We start from the raw sequence: 17,411 nt of genomic DNA, 5'->3' as shown, positions 1-17,411 counted from the left end.
CGCGTGGCCTCGCCCCTCCGACATACCCAAAACTCCGGGGTGTCGCCTCTTGCGTGTCCCCCCGCCACGCGGCCCGCGCCCCCCCCCCCCCCACTTCGCAGCGGTCTGGAAGTAGCCCGCCCCGCCCGCCCCGCCCGGGCCGGCCCGCCCTACCGGCGCGGCACCGACAACCCCGACGGCTGGGACCACCACGCCGCGCGCCGACGCCCTCGCCGCGTTCGGCGATCTCGCACCGCACGGCCTGGCCGCCCCGGGACGCACCCAAAGACGCGGCGGCGGGAAGGCGCCGCCGGGCCGCCCGGACTGCCGGCCGGCCCGGAGGCGGTGGCGAAACGGGCTGTGGAGCCGATGACGGAGTTCGATATCGCCGAGCTGCGGCGTCCGCGCGCCGCTCGGTGGCCGCAGAGGTGACCGGGTCTCAGCCGATCCGGAAGGTGGCCGACACGATCTGGAAGTAGCGGTTGGCCTCGTCGAGGCGACCGGTCGGTGCGGAGACCCAGAAGTCGTAGCTGCGGCCCTGCTCGGTCCAGGAGATGTCCTGCACGCGCCGGGCACCGAATCCGTCCTCCGGGTAGCCGTTCCAGGTCCACAGCCACAGGGCGGCGTCGGCGGTGCCGTGGAAGACCGTGGGCTGGACGCTGCCGCCGCGGTAGCCCGGGTTGGTCCGCGGGCCGGCGGCGTCCTGCTTCTGGAGTTCGGCCAGCATGCCCTGACCGCTCGGGGTGGTGGGGTGGACGCCGATCCGGAAGGCGTGGTCCGGCGAGAGGTAGAAGACCCGGCCGGCGGCGTCGGTGTCGCGCACCCAGCCGTCGGGGACGGCCAGCGAGAAGCCGGCCGGGTCCCGGCGGATGCTGGACCCGGCGGGGACGGCCACCGGGCCGGTGCCGCTCAGGACGGCCGGGGAGGACGCGGCCGGGGACGGCCCGGCCGGGCTCACGGACGACGCGCCGGCCGCGCCTGCCGGGGACGACGTCGCCGGGGACGGCACCGGTTCGGCCTGTGCCTCGTGCTTCCCGGGGCGCAGGCCGGGGTCCAGGACGAGGACACCGCCGGCCGCGGCGGCCGTTGCCAACGCGGCGGCGACGCTCCAGCGGAGTCCGGTTCGGCGGCGGGTCCGCCGCACGGCGGGGCGGGCTGCGGGCGTGGCAGGCAGCTGATCCCCGGCGAGGGCGCCGGGTGTGACGAGCGTGCCGGGAGGCTGCGCCACGGTGTGCGCGCCACCTGCGGCTGCGGGCCCGGGCACGGCGTGAACGGGGGCTCCACCGCTCCTGACGGTCAGGCCCGGGCCGTGCTCCGTCCCGCCTGCCGGCTTCGCCCACCCCGCCGCGGTGTCGTCGAGCAGCAGCCCCGCGACCTCGGCCGTGGGCCGCTCCAGCGGTTCCTTCTCCAGCAGCGACCCGATCAGCGGCGTGAGCGGACCGGCGCGCAGCGGCGGCTCCGGCGGGTCGGCGGCGATCGCCATGACGGTCTCGATCGCGGTCGCCCTGCGGAACGGAGACAGCCCCTCCACGGCCTGGTACAGGGTGACGCCCAGCGCCCACAGGTCGGAGGCGGGGGTCGGGGTGCCGCCGCGGACCAGCTCCGGTGCCAGGTAGTCGACGGATCCCACCAGTTCGCCGGTCCTGGTCAGGCTGGAGGTGCCCGCGATGGTGGCGATGCCGAAGTCCGTCAGCACGACCCGGCCGTCGAGCGCGAGCAGGACGTTGCCGGGCTTGACGTCGCGGTGCACGACACCGGCGGCGTGGGCGGCCCGCAGCCCGGCCAGGATCCCACGCCCGATCCGGGCGGCGTCCGCCGCGGGTAGCGGCCCGTCCTCGGCGAGGACCGCGGCAAGGGTGCGGGAGGGGACGTACTCCATCACCACGCAGGGGAGCCCCTCGTGCTCCACGACGTCGTGCACCACCACGACGTTGCGCTGGCTGATCCGGGCGGCGCTGCGCGCCTCGCGGAGGGTCCGCTCCAGCAGGGTCGCGGTCTCCTCGGGCGACAGCTCCGGGCGGATCCGCAGCTCCTTCACGGCCACGTCGCGGCCCAGCAGCTCGTCCTCGGCCCGCCACACGGTTCCCATGCCGCCGCTGCCGATCCGCTCCAGCAGCCGGTACCGGCCGGTGATCAACCGGTCCTCGCCCACCTGGGCACCTCTTTCGTCCTCTGCCCGCCCGCCGCGGTGATCCGCCCGTGACGGGTGATCCCCGAGATTCTCGGCCGCCGGGGGCGCGGACGCCAATTCCCGGGGAGATCCCACCTTGTTCCCGTGCGCGCCCGGGCCGGCGTCCCGCAGCGTCGTGCCGTGCCGGCACGCCAAGGAACCGACCAGCGACGCCGGTGACACCGTCGGGGCGGAGCCCGGTACTCAGATCTCCGGCGCAAACGAGCCCGAGCACGGCGAGCCGCCGGCCGGCCGTCAGGAAGCGGTGCCTGCCCGGCCGCGGCCCCCTACGCGCCTGACCTCACCCGCCCGCCGCCGAGCCGCCCTGCCGCGTCGGCGCCGCCTGCCTGCTGCTCGTCGGTCTCGTGCCGCGTCGTCGCCGTACCCGTCGGGCTCCTCGTCGCCGCACGCCGTCTGGGGCACTGTCGTTCGGCTGCGCATGACGATCAGCCCCGGTCGGGCGGTGCCGTCCTGGTGACGCCCGCGCAGCGTGAGGGCCCGCACGCTGGTGGTGATCTGCTCCAGGGCCGGGGTGCGCACGACGACGAACCGGGAGCGGTAGGCCAGGCGTTGGGCAGCGCCGCGCCGGGGTCGTTCGGGTGAGGGCGGCGCGGGCCGTTTGCGGTCGACGAAGCGTCGCCATTTCTCCCAGGTGGCGGGCGTTGCGTCCCCTGTCCGAGCCGCGGGCTGACGGACGTCCGGCGCCGGCCGGGTCCGGCCCACCGGGCCCGCTGCGCCGTGCCTACTGGTCGAAGCGCTCGGCCTCGGCGCTGTGCCCGGTGGTCCGGCGGCTGGGCTTCTGGGGAACGGCCGTGGCCTCGACCACCCGCTCGCAGGCCATCGGCTGGGCCGGGGTGCGGTCAGGACTCAGGGACGATGGCGAGTTCGGCTTCGGTGGCGCGGGTCAAGGCTCCGTGGCATGAACTGCTGGCGCATCCTGGGCATTGCGGTGTCGATGTCGTGGCTGTCGCCGGCGCCGCGAGATTCGGCGCGCGCCTCCGACAGCGGTCGGGGGCAGTGGGCCGGTGGTCGCCCGAACGCCTGCGGCGACCTGCCGCTGCCGGACGGCCGTGCGGCCCGTCCTGTCGGCGGTGGGCCCGGCCGGTCCCGGAAGGGGATGCGTGAGCCGACGACGGAGACACGGCACACTCCCGGACGATCACCTTCCATGACGATGCCATCACTGTTGGTTAACTTATCGCGCGGGTTTCTCGTTGCCGTCGCACGACCAACCGAGAGCGGGCGAAGGATGCGGACCGGTACTCCCAGCCGTGAAGAGCGCAACGAGGCGCAGCCGAGAATCTGGCGCAACGCGCTGTCACCGCAGGACTGCCGCGCCGCCGTCGAGGCCATGGCCCGGTCCGCCGCCATCACCGGCCCGGTGCTGCGCCGCAGCGAGGACGTGGTCGACCTGAGCATGCGCAGCTGCTCGGAGCACCTGCTGGCGCCCGGGCGGTCGAAGCCGGTCGTCGCCGCGATGCGGGAGGTGGCACGGAGGACGATCGAGGACGAGGGATGGCGACGGGCCGCACTGGACGGCCCGAAGTTCTGCAGCTATGCCGAGCGCGGACTCTTCCGCGCCCACCGGGACAGCTCCGACGACCCACTGGATCCCGCCGTCGTCCGCCATCGACGGCTGTCGATCGTCTGCCTGCTGAACGACGCGACACCGCACGACGGCCTCCCCTCCTTCGATGGCGGAGCGCTGGTCCTCTACGTTCCGCGGCCCGACGGCACCGTGGCGCCCGAGAACATCCGGCTGGAAGCCGGCTCCATCGTCACCTTCCGCTCCGATGTGCTGCACGAGGTGCGCCCGGTGCGTACCGGTGTGCGGTACTCGGCGGTGGCGTGGCTCTACGACGTGGACGACAGCAGTACCAGCGAGGAGAAGCGATGAACAACCTTCACGACGAGCTGAACGACCGTCTGGAACTGCGGATCACCACCGATCTCCTCGGCGAGTACCGGCCGGAGCTGGCCCAGTTCCTCAGACGGCTCGGCCTCGGGCACCTGCTCGACGAGGTCCTTGTCCCGCTCACGGCGAGGGCCCGCACCAGGATCGCCGTGGCCTTCGAAGAGCGTCCGTGGCCGCCGTCCGGCATCGGTGCGAGGACCCTGCGCGGCATGGCGGTGGCGGTGGTCAGCGACAACGGGCAGTCGCTGCTCACCCCGGCGTTCCTCTCCGTGCGGGACGCCACCAATGTGGGGCTGGCGGCGGCGATGACGAAGTTCCTCTTCGAGGACCTGGCGGGCGCGGGCGTGGACTGGGTGTCCCTGTTCGTCAACGAGCAGTCGGCGGTCGTCTCCGGTGAGCTCGCCGACGTCGGCTTCGTGCCCCGGCAGGCCCGGATCCTGACCGGCGGGGCCGAGTTCACGGCGTATTCGGCGAGCCCGCCCGCGGTGCTGAAGGAACTCGGCCTGGACGCCACCCGTCTCGGCGATGCGTTGGCCCTCAACCTCGACCGGGCCCGGATCTCCCGGCTCACGGGATTCCACCTCGCACTCGCGGCGGGGATCGCGCCGCACTGGGCCGGCGACACGCGGTGGGCCGAGGTGTTCCCCGGGTTCGACGAACTCCTGATGACGTTGCCGCCCGGCGGCATCACGGGCACCCCGGGACCCACGATCGGCATCGGGGACGAGCCCGTCGAGTGACCCCGACCATCGACGTCTTCATCCGGTCCTACCACCGGGACCGGCAGTGGCTGGCCCTGGCGCTGCGCTCCATCGCCCTGTTCGCGTCGGGCCACCGCCAGGTCGTCGTGGTCGTGCCGCGGTCGAGTCTGGAACGTATGGAGCCGTCGGCGATCGAGTCGACGGGCGTGCGTCTGTCCACGTGCCGCGACTACGCCGACGACTACCTCGGCCAGCAGATCACCAAGCTCAACGCGGACCGCTACACGGACGCGGACATGATCCTGCACCTGGACTCGGACCAGGTGTTCACGTCGCCGTGCGAGCTGACGGCCCGTCTGTTCGACTGCGGCCGGCCACGGATGGCCTTCGACTCGGGCGGTGCCCGGCCGGAGTCGGACGGCTGGCGGCGGTGCCCGGCCGCCTTCTTCGGTGAACCGGTGCGGCCGGACGTGACCGAGCCGCCGCCCCTGGTCGTCCCCCGGCACGTGTATGCCGGGCTCCGTGCCCACTGCCGGGACGCACACGGCCGGTCGATCAGTGACTACGCGCACGCCGCCGGGTTCGGCAGGTTCTGCGAGTTCGCGCTGCTGCGCGGGTTCGCCCTGACCCGGGAACCGGAGCGGTACACCTGGGTGGACACCGCCCGGCACGGCCGTCTGCTGCCGGAGTGCCGAAGCTTCTGGAGCCGGGCCCGGACGCCCGCCTCGGTGGTCGGCGACCTGCCGCCGGAGCTTGCCGCCGCCGGTCCGCAACCCGCCGTTCCACCGTATCGGTGACGCCGGCATGCGCTCCTCGGTGCCCGTTTCCGTCGTCGTCTGCGCCTACCAGGAGGGTGACCGCGTCACCGAGACCATCCGGTCGGTGGCGAGCGCGTGCGTGCGGCCGCGGCAACTCGTCCTCGTCGACGACGGCAGCACGGACGGCGGCTGCGAGCGGGACTGGCCGTCGTGGGTGCGGACGCTGCGCGGGGACCATGTCGGCGTGGCCGCGGCCCGCAACCGCGGCGCGCGGGCTGCGGACCAACCGGTCCTCGTCTTCCTCGACGCCCACTGCGCGGTGGACGACCGGTGGCTGACACCGCTCGTGGCCGCGCTCGAGCGCACGCCGGACGCGCTGGTCGGACCCGCGGTGCGGGACGCCTCCGACAGCCGGTTCGTGGGCTGCGGGGCCGAACTCGTGGACGCCCTGCTGACCTACCGCTGGCGCCCGGTGGCCGGGCCCGGACCCATCGAGGTCGGTCTCCTCCCCGGCGGCTGCCTGGCGGTCGTCCGGGACCGCTTCCTCATGGAAGGAGGCTTCGCGGCCTACAGCGGATTCGGGCTGGAGGACGTGGAGCTGGCACTGCGGTGGTGGCGCGCGGGGCGTCCCTCGCTCGGCATCCCCGGGGCCGTCGTCACCCACCGCTTCCGGACGCTTCCGCCGTACCGGCCGGAGCAGCAGCCGTGGCTCCAGAACATCCTGCGCACCGGGCTCTTGCACCTGCCCGGTCCGCAGCTGCGGGCTTCCGTCCTGGCCTGCGCACGCTTTTCCACCTTCCCCGGCGCGATCGCCACCGTCCTCGCCGAGCCGTGGGTGGCGGCGCAGCAACGGCTCCTCACCACCGAGCTGCGGCCGATCGCCGACTACCTCGACCAGTGGGCACCCCGGGCCTTCGGCCCCTGAGGCCGGATCCACCTCGTCGCGTCCGTGTCGGCCGTGCCCGGGGTCCGATCGGCGGGAAGGCGGGCTCGGAGCCGGTGCTGCGGGGAGGTCGTCGCCGCCACGCCCGGAGAGCGGGCCGCCTCCTGCCGCCCGCCTCTTGCCGCCCGCCCCGACGAAGCGGGATCGCCGCAGCCGCCGGGCCGATCGCCGCGCGCTCCCGCCCGTGCAGCGGATGCGGGTTCAGCTGCCCGACAGCGTCCTGCGTTTCCCCCCCAGTCCTCACCTCTAGCAGGTGACGGTGGTGTACCAGCCGTTCTTGGTGGTTTGTTCGTAGTGCCAGTCGACGCCGTAGTCGACCGTCGGCTTGGCGTGCAGGTAGACGGCGTGGTCGATGAACACGTACAGCGGGCCGACGCCGTTGATGCGCACCGCCGGGCACACGGTGGTGACGTAGGAGCCGCAGTTCTCGTAGTAATGGTTCATCGCACGCCCGCCGGGGCTGGACGGGTCGAAGCTGGTCCAGCACGAGCTCGCCTGCGGCCAGTTCGACGGGTATTCGCCGACCGGCCCGTAGATGACCTCATTCGTCTGCGTCGCGTTGCCGTGGACGTAGATGACCCTGGTGCCGGTACTCGGGGCCTCCGTCGGAGCTGCCTGGGCAGGTGCGGCCCCGGCCGCGAACACCGGGGCACTGGCCAGGACGATCGAGGCCATCGTGACGGCACCGACCGCGAGTGCATTGAGTGCCTTGCGCATGCTCCCCCTCCAAATGCCGCTCCCTGCGGCACGGTTGCCCATGCTGTCAGGGATGCGTCATGATCACCATGGGGGCGGGGCCCGGCCAACCGTGATCACAGGGCGCCGCAGGCCACCTCGCGCCGCCGTTCGGTGGGCGGTTCGGCCCGGGCGTCCGCAAGCCCTGGGTACCCGGCAGCCGTCAGGAGACGCGCTTGGGCTGCCAGGAGTTCTTGTCGAAGCTCGGCACCGAGGAGTGCTGGCACCCGGAGCTGTAGAAGCTGCTCACGATCGTCCAGCCGGCCGGCGGCCAGGTGAAGGCGCAGGCGTTGACCACGGTGCCGACCGGGTAGCCGGTGAGCTGCATGATCTTCTTGGTGTTGGGGTTGAAGCCGGTGCCGCAGCCGGCGCTGTTCCACCACTGGGCGTCCACGAAGCCGTCCGGGGTGAGCGATGACGAGCAGGTCGTGTTGGTGCTGCCGGGCGCGGCCTGGGCGGTACCCAGGGTGAGGGTGAGGGCGGCAGCGGTACAGCCGAGGGCCACCAGCCGGTTCAACCGGCCTCAGCCCCTCCCCGCCCGCCCGGTTGTCCGCCGATCGGGTGACGCACTGTCAGTCCGGATTCGTATCGTCATGGCATCGATGCGCTGAGTCATCAAGTGAAGGGTGCAGAGGTGGGCGAGAACGCTGTCCTTGCCGAGTTGCGTGAGCGGTTGCCCGTCATGGCAGGGGAGTTCGGGCTGCAACTGATCCCGGCAGTGCCGGAGGACCACCCCGGCCGGGCGGACGTGGACCACGAGGCGATAACGCCGGAGGAACTCTGTGCTCGTGCGCGTACGGCAGGTGCCCGGGTGCTGTTCCACAGCACGATCGTGTTCGACGCCGAGAGCTTCCTGGAGGACGCCTTCGACGAGGACGACGGCGAAGGCTCCGACGCGCCGTCGGACGCGGTCGAGCGGCTGCGGCGGCGTGCCGGGCGCCGCAACGGCCAGATCGAGGAGGTGCAGCTGTGCGTGGTCCTGGACGGCATCGCGGTGTTCTGGTCCCGCCGGGCCGCGTGGGTGGCCGACCTGGAGGCCGAGGCCGAGGAGGCCCGGTACGAGCAGGACGGTGCCGTCGAGCACGTCCGTACGCGCAGGGCGCAGGACGAGGAGGCGGAGGTCACCCGCATCTCACGCCTGCTGCAGGACGACCCGTCGTTCCGCGAGGCCAAGGACCCGCAGGCGCGACGTCGCGCAGCCGAGCGCCTCGTGCCACGTCCGGGCGAGGAGGAGTATGAGGCGAACCGAATCCGGTGGCGCGCGGTCCAAGAGGCCATCCACGCCGTCGAGGAAGCCGCGGACGCCATTTTCGGCGAATACATGATCCGGCTGCCCGAACTCGCCGACGAACTGGTCGCCAGCGGTGTTCTCGACCGCGCCCGCACCATCCCGGCCCGCAAGAGCCACCTCAAGGAATTCCTGCGCAGGCGTTCCGGCGGCTACGCCCCGCCGGTCGACCTGATCACCTTGATGATGGAGCTGCCCCAGCTGCGTGACTCCTCTGGCCCCAAGGCCGCCTCCCTCACCCGGCAACGGCACGAGACGCTGTTCCCCATCGAGCAGGAGTGAGCTGCCCTCCCGACACGCGTGTGCGACGTACTGAAAAGGCATGGCAGTGTTGGGAGGCGTAAGGTCTCCCTAGCGTTTCGACCCAAGTGAATAGGCGTGAAGCTTGTGAGTGTGTTCGTGACGACCGGTCAGGCCGGGTCGGCGCTGGGGTGCTCGATCCCGACGGTGAAGAAGCTGGTGGCCACCGGTGTGGTGCCGGGCGTGCGCGAGCAGGGCCGGCAGGTGTTCCCGCTGGACGCGCTCCAGCAGTTGCAGGCCCGGCCCGCCGCCGACCTGACCGCGCTCGGCGCGCCCGAGGTCGCGGTGCTGCGCTCGGACGCCCCCGCCCGGGTCGACGAGCCGGACCGTGACTGGATCGGCTTCGGCACCGGGCTGGACCAGGCGCAGCTACTGGCCGCGCTGTCCGGCTGGTGGCGGTGCGCCCCGGTCCGCGTCGCGGCCGGCGCGGTCCTACCGGTGACGGTGGCGGGGTTCGTCGTCGCGGTGCTGACCGGCCTCACCGAGTGGGAGTCCGACGGCACCGCCGGCAGCACGGGCCGCTACCGCTTCCCGAAGGCCAGGCTGGCCGGCTACCTGACCGACCTCACCGCCCCCGCCAACGCCGCTGCCCCCGCCGACCCGGAGGACGCACGCCTGGCGGGCCTGCTGCTCGGCACCCGCCTGGCGTCGGTGTCCGGCGGCCCGATCGCCTACGTCACCACCAACCCGACCACCGACACCGCCGACGAGGGGGAGTGACCCGCTAATGGACCGCAAGACGTACACCGCCGAGCTCGCCGGTCTGCGCGAGCTGCGCGCCGGGATCACGGCCGCCGAGAAGGCGGTCGCGGCGGCGCAGAAGGAGCTGGACAAGCTCGCCGCCCAGCGCTCGCGCCGGGTCGCCGGGCTGGCGGGGTACGAGGGCGCCCAGGCCGCGCCGATCGCGAAGGCCTCCGGGCTGTCGGTCGGCGACGTCGTGCGGATCGCGCCGCTGCTGGACCCGACCCCGGCCGCCGTCCGCACCGCCAAGACCGAGAACCAGGCCGCCGCCGCCGCTGCGCCCGCCCCGGCCCCGGAGACCGAGCCGGTCGACGAGCCCGCCGTCGCGGTCGCCCCGGCGTTGACCCGCCCGGCCCCCGTACTCGAGCAGCCGGCCCCGGCCGCCCCGGCCGCCCCGGTGACCGAGGCGCCGAGCGAGGTCGAGGACCAGGCCGTCGCCGAGCAGCCCGCCCCCGCCGCTGCGCCGGTCGTCCCGGCGCTCTCGGTCGCTCCGGTCGCTGCCGCGCTGCGCCCGGTGGTCGAGGCCGGTCCGCGCGAGCTGCCCACCCTCCCCGAAGGCCCTGCCGGTGCCCGGTTCGAGGCCGTCACCACGGGCCTGGTCTCCAAGCGCCCCAACTTCACGCAGCAGGCCCGCTCCACGGTGTTCCTGGACGCGGCGGCCGGGATGCTCGCGGTCCGCGACCAGGTCGTCCGGGTCGACCTCGGCGCCCGCACCCCGGGTGAGATCCTGGACGCCGTTCTGGCCGCCGCGCCGGGCACGGAGCGGGTCTACATCACCGCGGGCGCCCCGTGGCACGACGGCGCCGAGCGCTACTCCACGCTCAAGGACGCGGTCGCCGCCTGGCTGAACACGCCGTCAGAGCGCTGGACGACGGCGGTCGGCTCGGGCCGGGACAAGCTGGCCGGGCACTTCGTCCACCAGCGCCAGCCGGTCGGCCGCTACGCCCCCGCGAGCGCCCCGGACAGCGCCACCACCGAGATCCGGAGCATGGGGGAGTGGTTCGATCCGGACGGTGCCGACGTCGTGACCTGCCGGGACGCGTTCCGGCTGCTGTGGCAGGCGCTGCGCCGCCACTGGGACGACGCGGTGCTGATGGGCTCGCCGTCGCAGACGGGCCGGGACCTGTGGTCGCGCACGATCCCGACCACGGGCAAGTGGGCTGGCGGCTACCCGGTGCTGTCCGAGGAGCTGCGGGGTCTGCTGCACGCGACCGGTGGCCAGGGTCGTACCGAGCTGATCCTGCCCCCGCGCGTGCCGGAGCAGCTGCCCGCCCTGGTGGAGTACGACCGCACCTTCGCCTACGCGAAGCACCTGTGGAAGTCGCCGGTCGGTACCCCGCGCCGGATCACCGCGGCCGCGTTCGCCGCGATGTCGGAGGCGGAGCAGGTCAAGGCGCTGATGTCCTGCTCGCACTGGAACATCAGGGTGACCGTCCCGCAGGGCTGGGACCACGTCGGCCTGCTGCCCGCGCCGGTGACCGGTGACCGCGCCTGGATCTACCCGGCCACACCGGGCGCCACGTTCACCACCTGGGCGGGCGGCGCGGAGATCCACCTCGCCCTGTCGAACCACATCGCGCCGTGGCGGATCGAGGTCCTCGGTGGCCTGCTGTTCGAGGACGGCAAGCCGCTCGACGAGTGGGGGAAGCGCCTCAAGGCGGCCTGGGCGGACCTGACCAACCTCTCCAAGCTGCACGGCGACGAGCGCCAGCGCACCGCCGCCTACCTCGCCAGCCGCGCCGTCCGGTCGGTGCTGCTGTTCGGCCTCGGCAGCTTCGCCCAGCGCCCGCGCCTGGTCTCCGGCACCACCCCGGTCGGAGAGACCCTCCCTGCCGGGGTCGAGATCCTCGGCCAGGACGGCGAGGTGGTGACCTGGCAGCGGCAGGCCGGCTTCTCCCGCGACCCGTACGCACACCCGGAGTGGGCGGCCTACGTGTGGTCCGGCGCCCGGGCGGCGCTGCTGGACATGAAGTACCGCCAGGGCAAGGAGGTCATCGGCTACGCCGGGGCCCTGCACGCCAAGCCCGGCACGGTCGTCTACTTCGGCACCGACGGCATCGCCCTGACCGAGCGCCAGCCCTGGCCCTACCGGGGCGAGGTGGGCGACTACCTCCTCAAGGGCCACCTGACCGGCCCGGTCGAGCCCCCGACGTCTCAGGAGCAGTACCTCAAGCTGCGCGGCCTAAGCCGCGCCGAACTCGCCGCGAAGGGGGCCGACCAGTGAGCCCGGCCGACCCGAACAACCCGAACGAAGCCGCCCGCCTGACCCAGGAGCTGATCGACCAGGGCTACACCAAGCGCCAGGTCGCCAAGCTGCTCGGCCGCGACGCCAGCTTGGTCAGCCAGTTCTTCACCAAAGGCAAGGGCGCGAGCATGGTCAACGCGCTGCGCCAGGTGGTTCGCGCGGTGCGCGGCGGCGAGCGCGACACCGAGGCCCTGTCCGGGATCGCGGAGGCGAACACCACCCGCCGCCGGACCAAGACCGGGCAGAAGGCCCGGGTGCGCGGCAAGGACACGGTCGGCGAGGCGGGCGGGTCGATGGCCGGCCGCGCCGGGAAGCAGGCCATCAAGTCCGGTGCGAGCCACCTCGCCCCCGTGGTGCACGAGACCGGCCAGGTCGGCGGCCGCCTCGCCTTCACCGTCCGGATGAAGGCCGACCAGTACGTCTACAGCGCGGGCTCGGAGCAGGACTCCGGCGGCATCCGGCGCGGCTTCGTCCCCCGCTCCGACGGCACCGAGGAGCGCACCTACGGCTCCGCGTCGACCGGCGGGTTCGACGCGGCCGAGTGGTCCCAGCGGGTGGCGGACCATCACGGCGACGTGACCGAGGCGATGCGCGCGTGGCTGGTGGAGACCGGCCGCGCGGTCGAGGACGCCGACATCGCCTACCTGGAGGTCCGCGCCTGGGTGCCCCCCGAGCCCCGGTAAGGAGCGCGCGGCTGTGACTGAGCGCTTCATTTGGCGGCTGAGCAGCCCAGTCGGCGGAACTCCAGCCCGGCCCGGACGGCACCTGGGACTGTTCGGATCGTTGTCACCTGGGCGCGATACCGCGGTGCGTGGCCCCGCCCCACGGCGGGGCCGGCGCTTCTGCGGCATTCTCAGGCCGTCACCGTCACCGTGGTGGTCTCGGGGCTGGCGCTGTTGCCCTGGTAGACGGTGTCGCCGCTGTAGACGGCGGTGATGGTGTGGGTGCCGGTGGTGCGGAAGGCGGTGACGGTCCCGGTCGCCGCGCAGGTGCCGAGGGAGAGGAACAGGTGTCCGGTGCCGAGGGTCGTGCCGGTGGTGGTGTCGGTGAACGTGACCGTGCCGGTCGGCCTGGTCGTGGCGCTCGTACTGGTCGGGCAGACGATGTCACTGAGCACGACCGGAGCGCCGACCCGGGTGCGGGAGGGCATCGCGGTCAGGGTCGTCTTCACGGGCTTGCCCGGGGTGGTGTAGCTGATGGTGATGCTCGGGGCGGCGCTGGTGGCGGTGGGGCCGGTGCCGCCGGCGGGGACGAGCGACGAGCCTCCGCCTCCGCCGCCCCCGCCGCCGCTCGGACTGATGAAGGGGTTGATGTTGCCGCCGCCGCCTCCGCCGTAGTAGCCGCCGGCGCCGGCACCGCCGGTCAGGGAGGCGCCCGGGCCGCCTCCGGTGCCGCCGGTACCGAGCGTGCCGGGCCCACCGCCGAAGAACCCGCCCCCGCCGGTGCCGCCGGCCCCGCCCTGGGTGGACGTCCCCGCCCCGCCGCCGTTTCCTCCGTTGCAGGTCGCGTTCGTGCCCGGCTGGCCGGCGTCTCCGCCCGCGCTTCCGGTGCACTGGCCGGCCCAGCCGGCTCCGCCGCCGCCCGCGGCCACGATGAGGCGGGAGTCGGTGGTGGTGAGGGGCGTGGTGCCGGGCTGGGTGCGGACGTCGGAGGCGCCGCCGCCGCCTCCGCCGAAGTGGGTGCTGCCACCGCCGTTGAAGCCGCCGGTGCACTGCGCGCTACCGGCGCACTGGCTGCCGCCGGTGGCGGTGCCGCCGACTTCGACGTAGAGGGTCTGCCCCCCGGAGAGCCCGGTGAGGGTGCCGGACACCTGGGCGCCCCGGCCGCCGCCGACGCCGTTGTCCTCCACGCCGCCGGCCCCGCCGATCGCCGTGACGTCGACCTGCGTGACACCGCCGGGCACGGTGAACGTCTGCTCGGCGCCGGTAGAGGCGAACGTACAGGTGGTGGTGGGGCCGGACACCGTGCAGGTGCCCTGTGCGTGGGCGGGCGCGGGCAGCGCCAGCGGGGCGACGGCCGCAGCGCAGAACACGGCGGCCGCCACGGCCGCCACCCGGCTCCGACGCCCGGACGAACCGGCATGGTGCCCGTGCGTTGAGCTCGGCCGGTCAGCGACCTCGGACAGTGGGAACGTCACGATCAGCTCCAGAAAAGGGAAGAGGGTCTCTCGGCGAGGGATCGCCTTCCGTCACTGTCGATCACACGGGCGGGGCCGCGGTTGCCCGCCGAGCTGACACACCGCCGGTTCACACCGGCGGCCCCTGGCCGGGCGTTCGGCAGCACCCGAGTCCGAAGGTGCGATCACAGCCCCGAAGGAAGCCGCACGGGTGCCGGGCACTGACTCGTCACCAAGCGCTCAGCCTCGCCAACTGGGGCACTCGGTCACAGCGGCCCCCACCACAGCCGCGTCGCTTTGTGTGACTAATTGCGCACGCCTTCGATCATGAGGCAAGCCCTGCTAATTTTGGCAGACATTCAGCTATAAGTAGCAGGGGGAGTGCTGTTCATGGCCGCCTTCTACCCGTTCGTCAGGGCCGCCGCCGGAGGGCAGGGCCCGCACCTGGGCCTGACGCCCAAGCAGACGTTCTGCCGGCGGCCCGTACTCGGCCCGACCGGCGAGCAGTTCGCCGCGGACGGGGACCTGGCCGACGTCCCCTGCCCGGAGTGCCGCGAGGACCTCGCGGCCTACCGTCTCCTGGCCGCCCAGAAGGACGAGCACACCCTCACCTGGAACCCCGAGCTCGTCCCGCTCGGGCGCACCACCGCCCTGCACGCACAGGCCACGCTCACCGCGGCCGAACTGCTGGCCCGCCGGCGCACGCGCCGCTGGGAGACGCCCGAGACGCAGCAAGCGGAGGTCCTGCTCGGCCTGCTGCGCGAGATCACGGACGCCCGGACGCTGCTGAGCGCGCTCAGCGACGACCTGACCCTCGCCCTGCGCGACCTGTGCCGTCCGGCCCCGTCCTGGGAGCGCATCGGCGAGGCACTGGGCGTCAGCGCCACCCCGGCCCGCCACCGCTACGCCCGGGCCGCCGAGGCAAACCCCGACCGGCCGGTGGCGTGCGGCATCGGCGGGACCGGCTGCGGCGACCTGCGCCAGGCACAGCTCCCCGACGGCAGCGACCCGTGGAAGCACCACGAGGACGAGCACGACGGAATCCCGGAACTGCCGCAGCAGGACGAGGACGAGTAGCCCTCCACCCCGCCCACCACCTCGCCCCGCACCACCCGGCACACGAAGGAGACCCACCGCCGTGGAGACCGCCACCGCTGAGCAGGACGCGCCAGCCGGGCTGCGCGCCCGGGCAAAGACACAACTCCCGGCGCAGCCGCTCGGCACGGTCAACCCGCTGCCGCTGCACTGGTTCCAGAAGGACGCGGTGGCGGCCGCGGTGCGCGAGGTGAAGGACGGCGGCCGGGCGACGGTGGTCGCCGCCACCGGCTCCGGCAAGACCCTCATCGCGGCCGGCTGCGCCCGGCGCCTGGCGGCGAAGGGTCGGGTGCTGGTGCTGGTGCCGACGATCGAGTTGCTGGAGCAGACGGCGGAGGCGTGGTCGTTGCGGGGCGGGCGTCGGGGGCTGGCGGTGGCGGCGTGTTCGCGGGAGGAGGCGCTGGAGAGCGCGGAGGCCGGCGGGCGCGTCCACGCCCAGGTCACCACGCAGGCCCCGCGGATCGCCGACCTGGTCGTCGCCGAGAAGACGGGCGAGCCGGTGACCGTGTACGCCACCTACGCCTCGCTGGAGCGGATCGTTCAGGCCCATCAGCAGTTCCGGCTCCCGGCCTGGGACCTGGTCGTGGTCGACGAGGCCCACCGCACCGCCGGTTCGGAGGGCAAGGCGTGGGCCGCTGTCCACGACGACGCCCAAGTCCCGGCGAAGCGCCGGCTGTACTTCACCGCCACCCCGCGGATCGCCGACGACCGGCGGGCAAAGGACGGCCTGGCCGACCTCGCCGACGCCGACGGCCAGGCGCTGCCCGCGCTCTGCTCCATGGACTCGGAGGAGATCTACGGCAAGACCGTGTTCACCTGGACCCTCGGACAGGGGATCGAGCACGGCTACCTCGCCGACTACCGCGTCCTGGTCCCCGTCGTCACCGACGAGGACCTGCGCGAGCTCCTCAACCTCCCCGCCGTCGCCGACCTGCGCTCCCAGCGCAGCAACGAGGAACTGCTGCGCCTGGCCCTCCAGATCGCGGTGCTGCGCGCGGTCGCCGACCTCGGACTCAGGAGGGTCATCACCTTCCACTCCCGGGTGTCGGCGGCGCGCGAGTTCGCGAGCACCCTGCTGGACGCCTCCGAACTGCTGGAGGACGCGGAGCGCCCGGAGCGGATCTGGGCGAAGGCGGTGGCCGGCACCGACCGCCTGCGCGACCGCCGGGCGGCGTTCGCCGACTTCAAGGCCCACACCGGCGACGACGGCGAGGAGTGCGGCATCCTCTGCAACAGCCGACTCCTGACGGAAGGAATCGACGTCGCCGCCGTGGACGCCATCTGCTTCGCGGACCCGAAGTCGAGCGTCATCGACATCGTCCAGGCCGTCGGCCGTGCGCTGCGCCAGTCCTACCGGCAGGGCAAGGTGTCCTGGGTCATCATCCCGGTCTACCTGCCCACCCCGGAGGTCGGCGACGACACCGCCGCCGCCCACCCGTCCGAAGTCCACGACGCCGGCGAGGCCGTGAAGGCCGAGGCCGACACCGAGATCGAGGCCTCCAGCTTCCGCACCATCTGGCGAGTCCTGCGCGCCCTGGCCGCGCACGACGCCCGAGTGGTCGGCCGGATCACCGAACTGCGCGCCGGCCGCTCCCAGGGCACCGCGCACACCACCACGACCACGGCCGCCCCCGAGGCCGGGGAGGGCGAGCAGCAGCCGGCCCCGGTCGAGTCGCCGATCGAGTGGCTCAAGATCAACGCTCGGCAGCACGCCGTCCGGATCCTCCAGACCGTCAAGCTGCGCGCGTTCAACCCGCGCGCGGTCGAGTGGCAGCGGATGCACGCGGTCGCGGCGGTCTTCCACCTCCAGCACGGCCACCTCGACCCCACCGACAAGACCAAGCAGGCCGAGCTGATCTCCTGGCTCACCCGCCAGCGCCACCTCTACGGTCAGGCCCTGCTCGACCCGGCCCGCGTCTCGGAGCTGGACGCGCTCGGCATGATCTGGTCGAAGAACGCCAACGCCTGGGAACGCGGCGCCGCGTACGCCGCCGCGTTCCACCACCAGCACGGGCACCTCGCCATCCCCGCCACCGCCAAGCTGGACGACTACGCCGTGGGCGCCTGGATGCGCCGCCAGCGCAAGGCCGACAACCTCACCAAGGACCAGGCAGCCAAGCTCGACGCCCTGGACGAACTGTGGCGCCTGGAGCCGGACTGGAACCGCTCCTACCGCCGCCTGCTCGCCTACCTCGCCGCCGGCGGAACCCTCGACGGCCCCGCCAACCGCACCGGCGGCGAGGCAGACCCGACCTTCCGGCCCGGCACCTGGCTGCGCAAGCAGGACAAGGCCCGCACCGAGGGCAAGCTGACCGACCACCAGACCGCGCTCCTGGACGCCCTCCACCGGCACGCCGAGACCGTCACCGGCTGACCCGCCCCGCAAGATCCCGCCGTCCCGGCCCACATCGGGCCAGGACGGCCC

The 17,411-nt window shown here is 73.5% G+C and carries 14 protein-coding genes; 10 read left to right on the top strand and 4 right to left on the bottom strand.

Annotation, left to right across the window (positions count from 1 at the left end; translation table 11 throughout):
- Nucleotides 1-418: 418 nt before the first annotated feature.
- Entirely contained in the window at nucleotides 419-2,131 is a 1,713-nt protein-coding gene (locus ACFV4G_RS33185) for a protein kinase (RefSeq protein ID WP_380445889.1), read from the bottom strand.
- Nucleotides 2,132-3,398: 1,267 nt separating this feature from the next.
- Between ACFV4G_RS33185 and ACFV4G_RS33180 the strand changes: the two genes are divergently transcribed.
- The 4 genes from ACFV4G_RS33180 to ACFV4G_RS33165 are packed head-to-tail and all read left to right on the top strand — an operon-like array spanning nucleotide 3,399 to nucleotide 6,448.
- Nucleotides 3,399-4,046, top strand: coding sequence for a 2OG-Fe(II) oxygenase (locus tag ACFV4G_RS33180; RefSeq protein ID WP_380445888.1), 648 nt, complete (start codon nucleotides 3,399-3,401; stop codon nucleotides 4,044-4,046).
- A complete protein-coding gene (locus tag ACFV4G_RS33175; RefSeq protein ID WP_380445887.1) occupies nucleotides 4,043-4,804 on the top strand; it encodes a hypothetical protein in 762 nt (253 codons plus the stop codon). Before ACFV4G_RS33180 ends, ACFV4G_RS33175 begins: the two co-directional genes overlap by 4 nt.
- Complete coding sequence (locus tag ACFV4G_RS33170) at nucleotides 4,801-5,562, top strand: hypothetical protein (RefSeq protein WP_380445886.1); 762 nt, start codon at nucleotides 4,801-4,803, stop codon at nucleotides 5,560-5,562. Before ACFV4G_RS33175 ends, ACFV4G_RS33170 begins: the two co-directional genes overlap by 4 nt.
- Nucleotides 5,563-5,581: 19 nt before the next feature.
- Complete coding sequence (locus tag ACFV4G_RS33165) at nucleotides 5,582-6,448, top strand: glycosyltransferase family 2 protein (RefSeq protein ID WP_380445885.1); 867 nt, start codon at nucleotides 5,582-5,584, stop codon at nucleotides 6,446-6,448.
- A 264-nt stretch (nucleotides 6,449-6,712) separates the two neighbouring features.
- Here ACFV4G_RS33165 and ACFV4G_RS33160 read toward each other — a convergent pair whose 3' ends face one another.
- Nucleotides 6,713-7,183, bottom strand: coding sequence for a hypothetical protein (locus ACFV4G_RS33160; protein ID WP_380445884.1), 471 nt, complete (start codon nucleotides 7,181-7,183; stop codon nucleotides 6,713-6,715).
- Nucleotides 7,184-7,364: 181 nt separating this feature from the next.
- The gene (locus tag ACFV4G_RS33155; RefSeq protein WP_380445883.1) at nucleotides 7,365-7,718 is read right to left on the bottom strand and encodes a hypothetical protein; all 354 of its coding nucleotides are present in this window, start codon (nucleotides 7,716-7,718) and stop codon (nucleotides 7,365-7,367) included.
- Nucleotides 7,719-7,835: 117 nt separating this feature from the next.
- Between ACFV4G_RS33155 and ACFV4G_RS33150 the strand changes: the two genes are divergently transcribed.
- The 4 genes from ACFV4G_RS33150 to ACFV4G_RS33135 all read left to right on the top strand — a co-directional run bounded on the left by ACFV4G_RS33150 (nucleotide 7,836) and on the right by ACFV4G_RS33135 (nucleotide 12,458).
- Nucleotides 7,836-8,771 (top strand): hypothetical protein, encoded by a 936-nt coding sequence (locus ACFV4G_RS33150; RefSeq protein ID WP_380445882.1) that lies wholly within the window; start codon nucleotides 7,836-7,838, stop codon nucleotides 8,769-8,771.
- Between the two features lie 96 nt (nucleotides 8,772-8,867).
- Entirely contained in the window at nucleotides 8,868-9,509 is a 642-nt protein-coding gene (locus ACFV4G_RS33145) for a DNA-binding protein (RefSeq protein ID WP_380445881.1), read from the top strand.
- A gap of 7 nt (nucleotides 9,510-9,516) precedes the next feature.
- On the top strand, nucleotides 9,517-11,754 hold the full coding sequence (locus ACFV4G_RS33140; protein WP_380445880.1) for a hypothetical protein: 2,238 nt from the start codon (nucleotides 9,517-9,519) through the stop codon (nucleotides 11,752-11,754).
- Entirely contained in the window at nucleotides 11,751-12,458 is a 708-nt protein-coding gene (locus ACFV4G_RS33135) for a helix-turn-helix domain containing protein (protein WP_380445879.1), read from the top strand. The genes ACFV4G_RS33140 and ACFV4G_RS33135 overlap by 4 nt, the downstream gene beginning before the upstream one ends.
- A 170-nt stretch (nucleotides 12,459-12,628) precedes the next feature.
- On the opposite strand, the gene ACFV4G_RS33130 is transcribed toward ACFV4G_RS33135, so the two are convergent.
- Nucleotides 12,629-13,819 carry an Ig-like domain repeat protein gene (locus ACFV4G_RS33130; protein WP_380445878.1) on the bottom strand — a complete coding sequence of 397 codons (1,191 nt, stop codon included), beginning with the start codon at nucleotides 13,817-13,819 and terminating at the stop codon, nucleotides 12,629-12,631.
- Nucleotides 13,820-14,281: 462 nt separating this feature from the next.
- On the opposite strand from ACFV4G_RS33130, the gene ACFV4G_RS33125 reads away from it, so the two are divergent.
- Nucleotides 14,282-14,968 (top strand): hypothetical protein, encoded by a 687-nt coding sequence (locus ACFV4G_RS33125; RefSeq protein ID WP_380445877.1) that lies wholly within the window; start codon nucleotides 14,282-14,284, stop codon nucleotides 14,966-14,968.
- 61 nt (nucleotides 14,969-15,029) lie between these two features.
- A complete protein-coding gene (locus ACFV4G_RS33120) occupies nucleotides 15,030-17,360 on the top strand; it encodes a Helicase associated domain protein (protein ID WP_380445876.1) in 2,331 nt (776 codons plus the stop codon).
- Nucleotides 17,361-17,411 lie beyond the last annotated feature (51 nt).

The sequence above is a fragment of the Kitasatospora sp. NPDC059747 genome, from assembly GCF_042732955.1.
Taxonomy (GTDB): domain Bacteria; phylum Actinomycetota; class Actinomycetes; order Streptomycetales; family Streptomycetaceae; genus Kitasatospora.
This window is presented reverse-complemented; position numbering and strand designations above follow the sequence as displayed.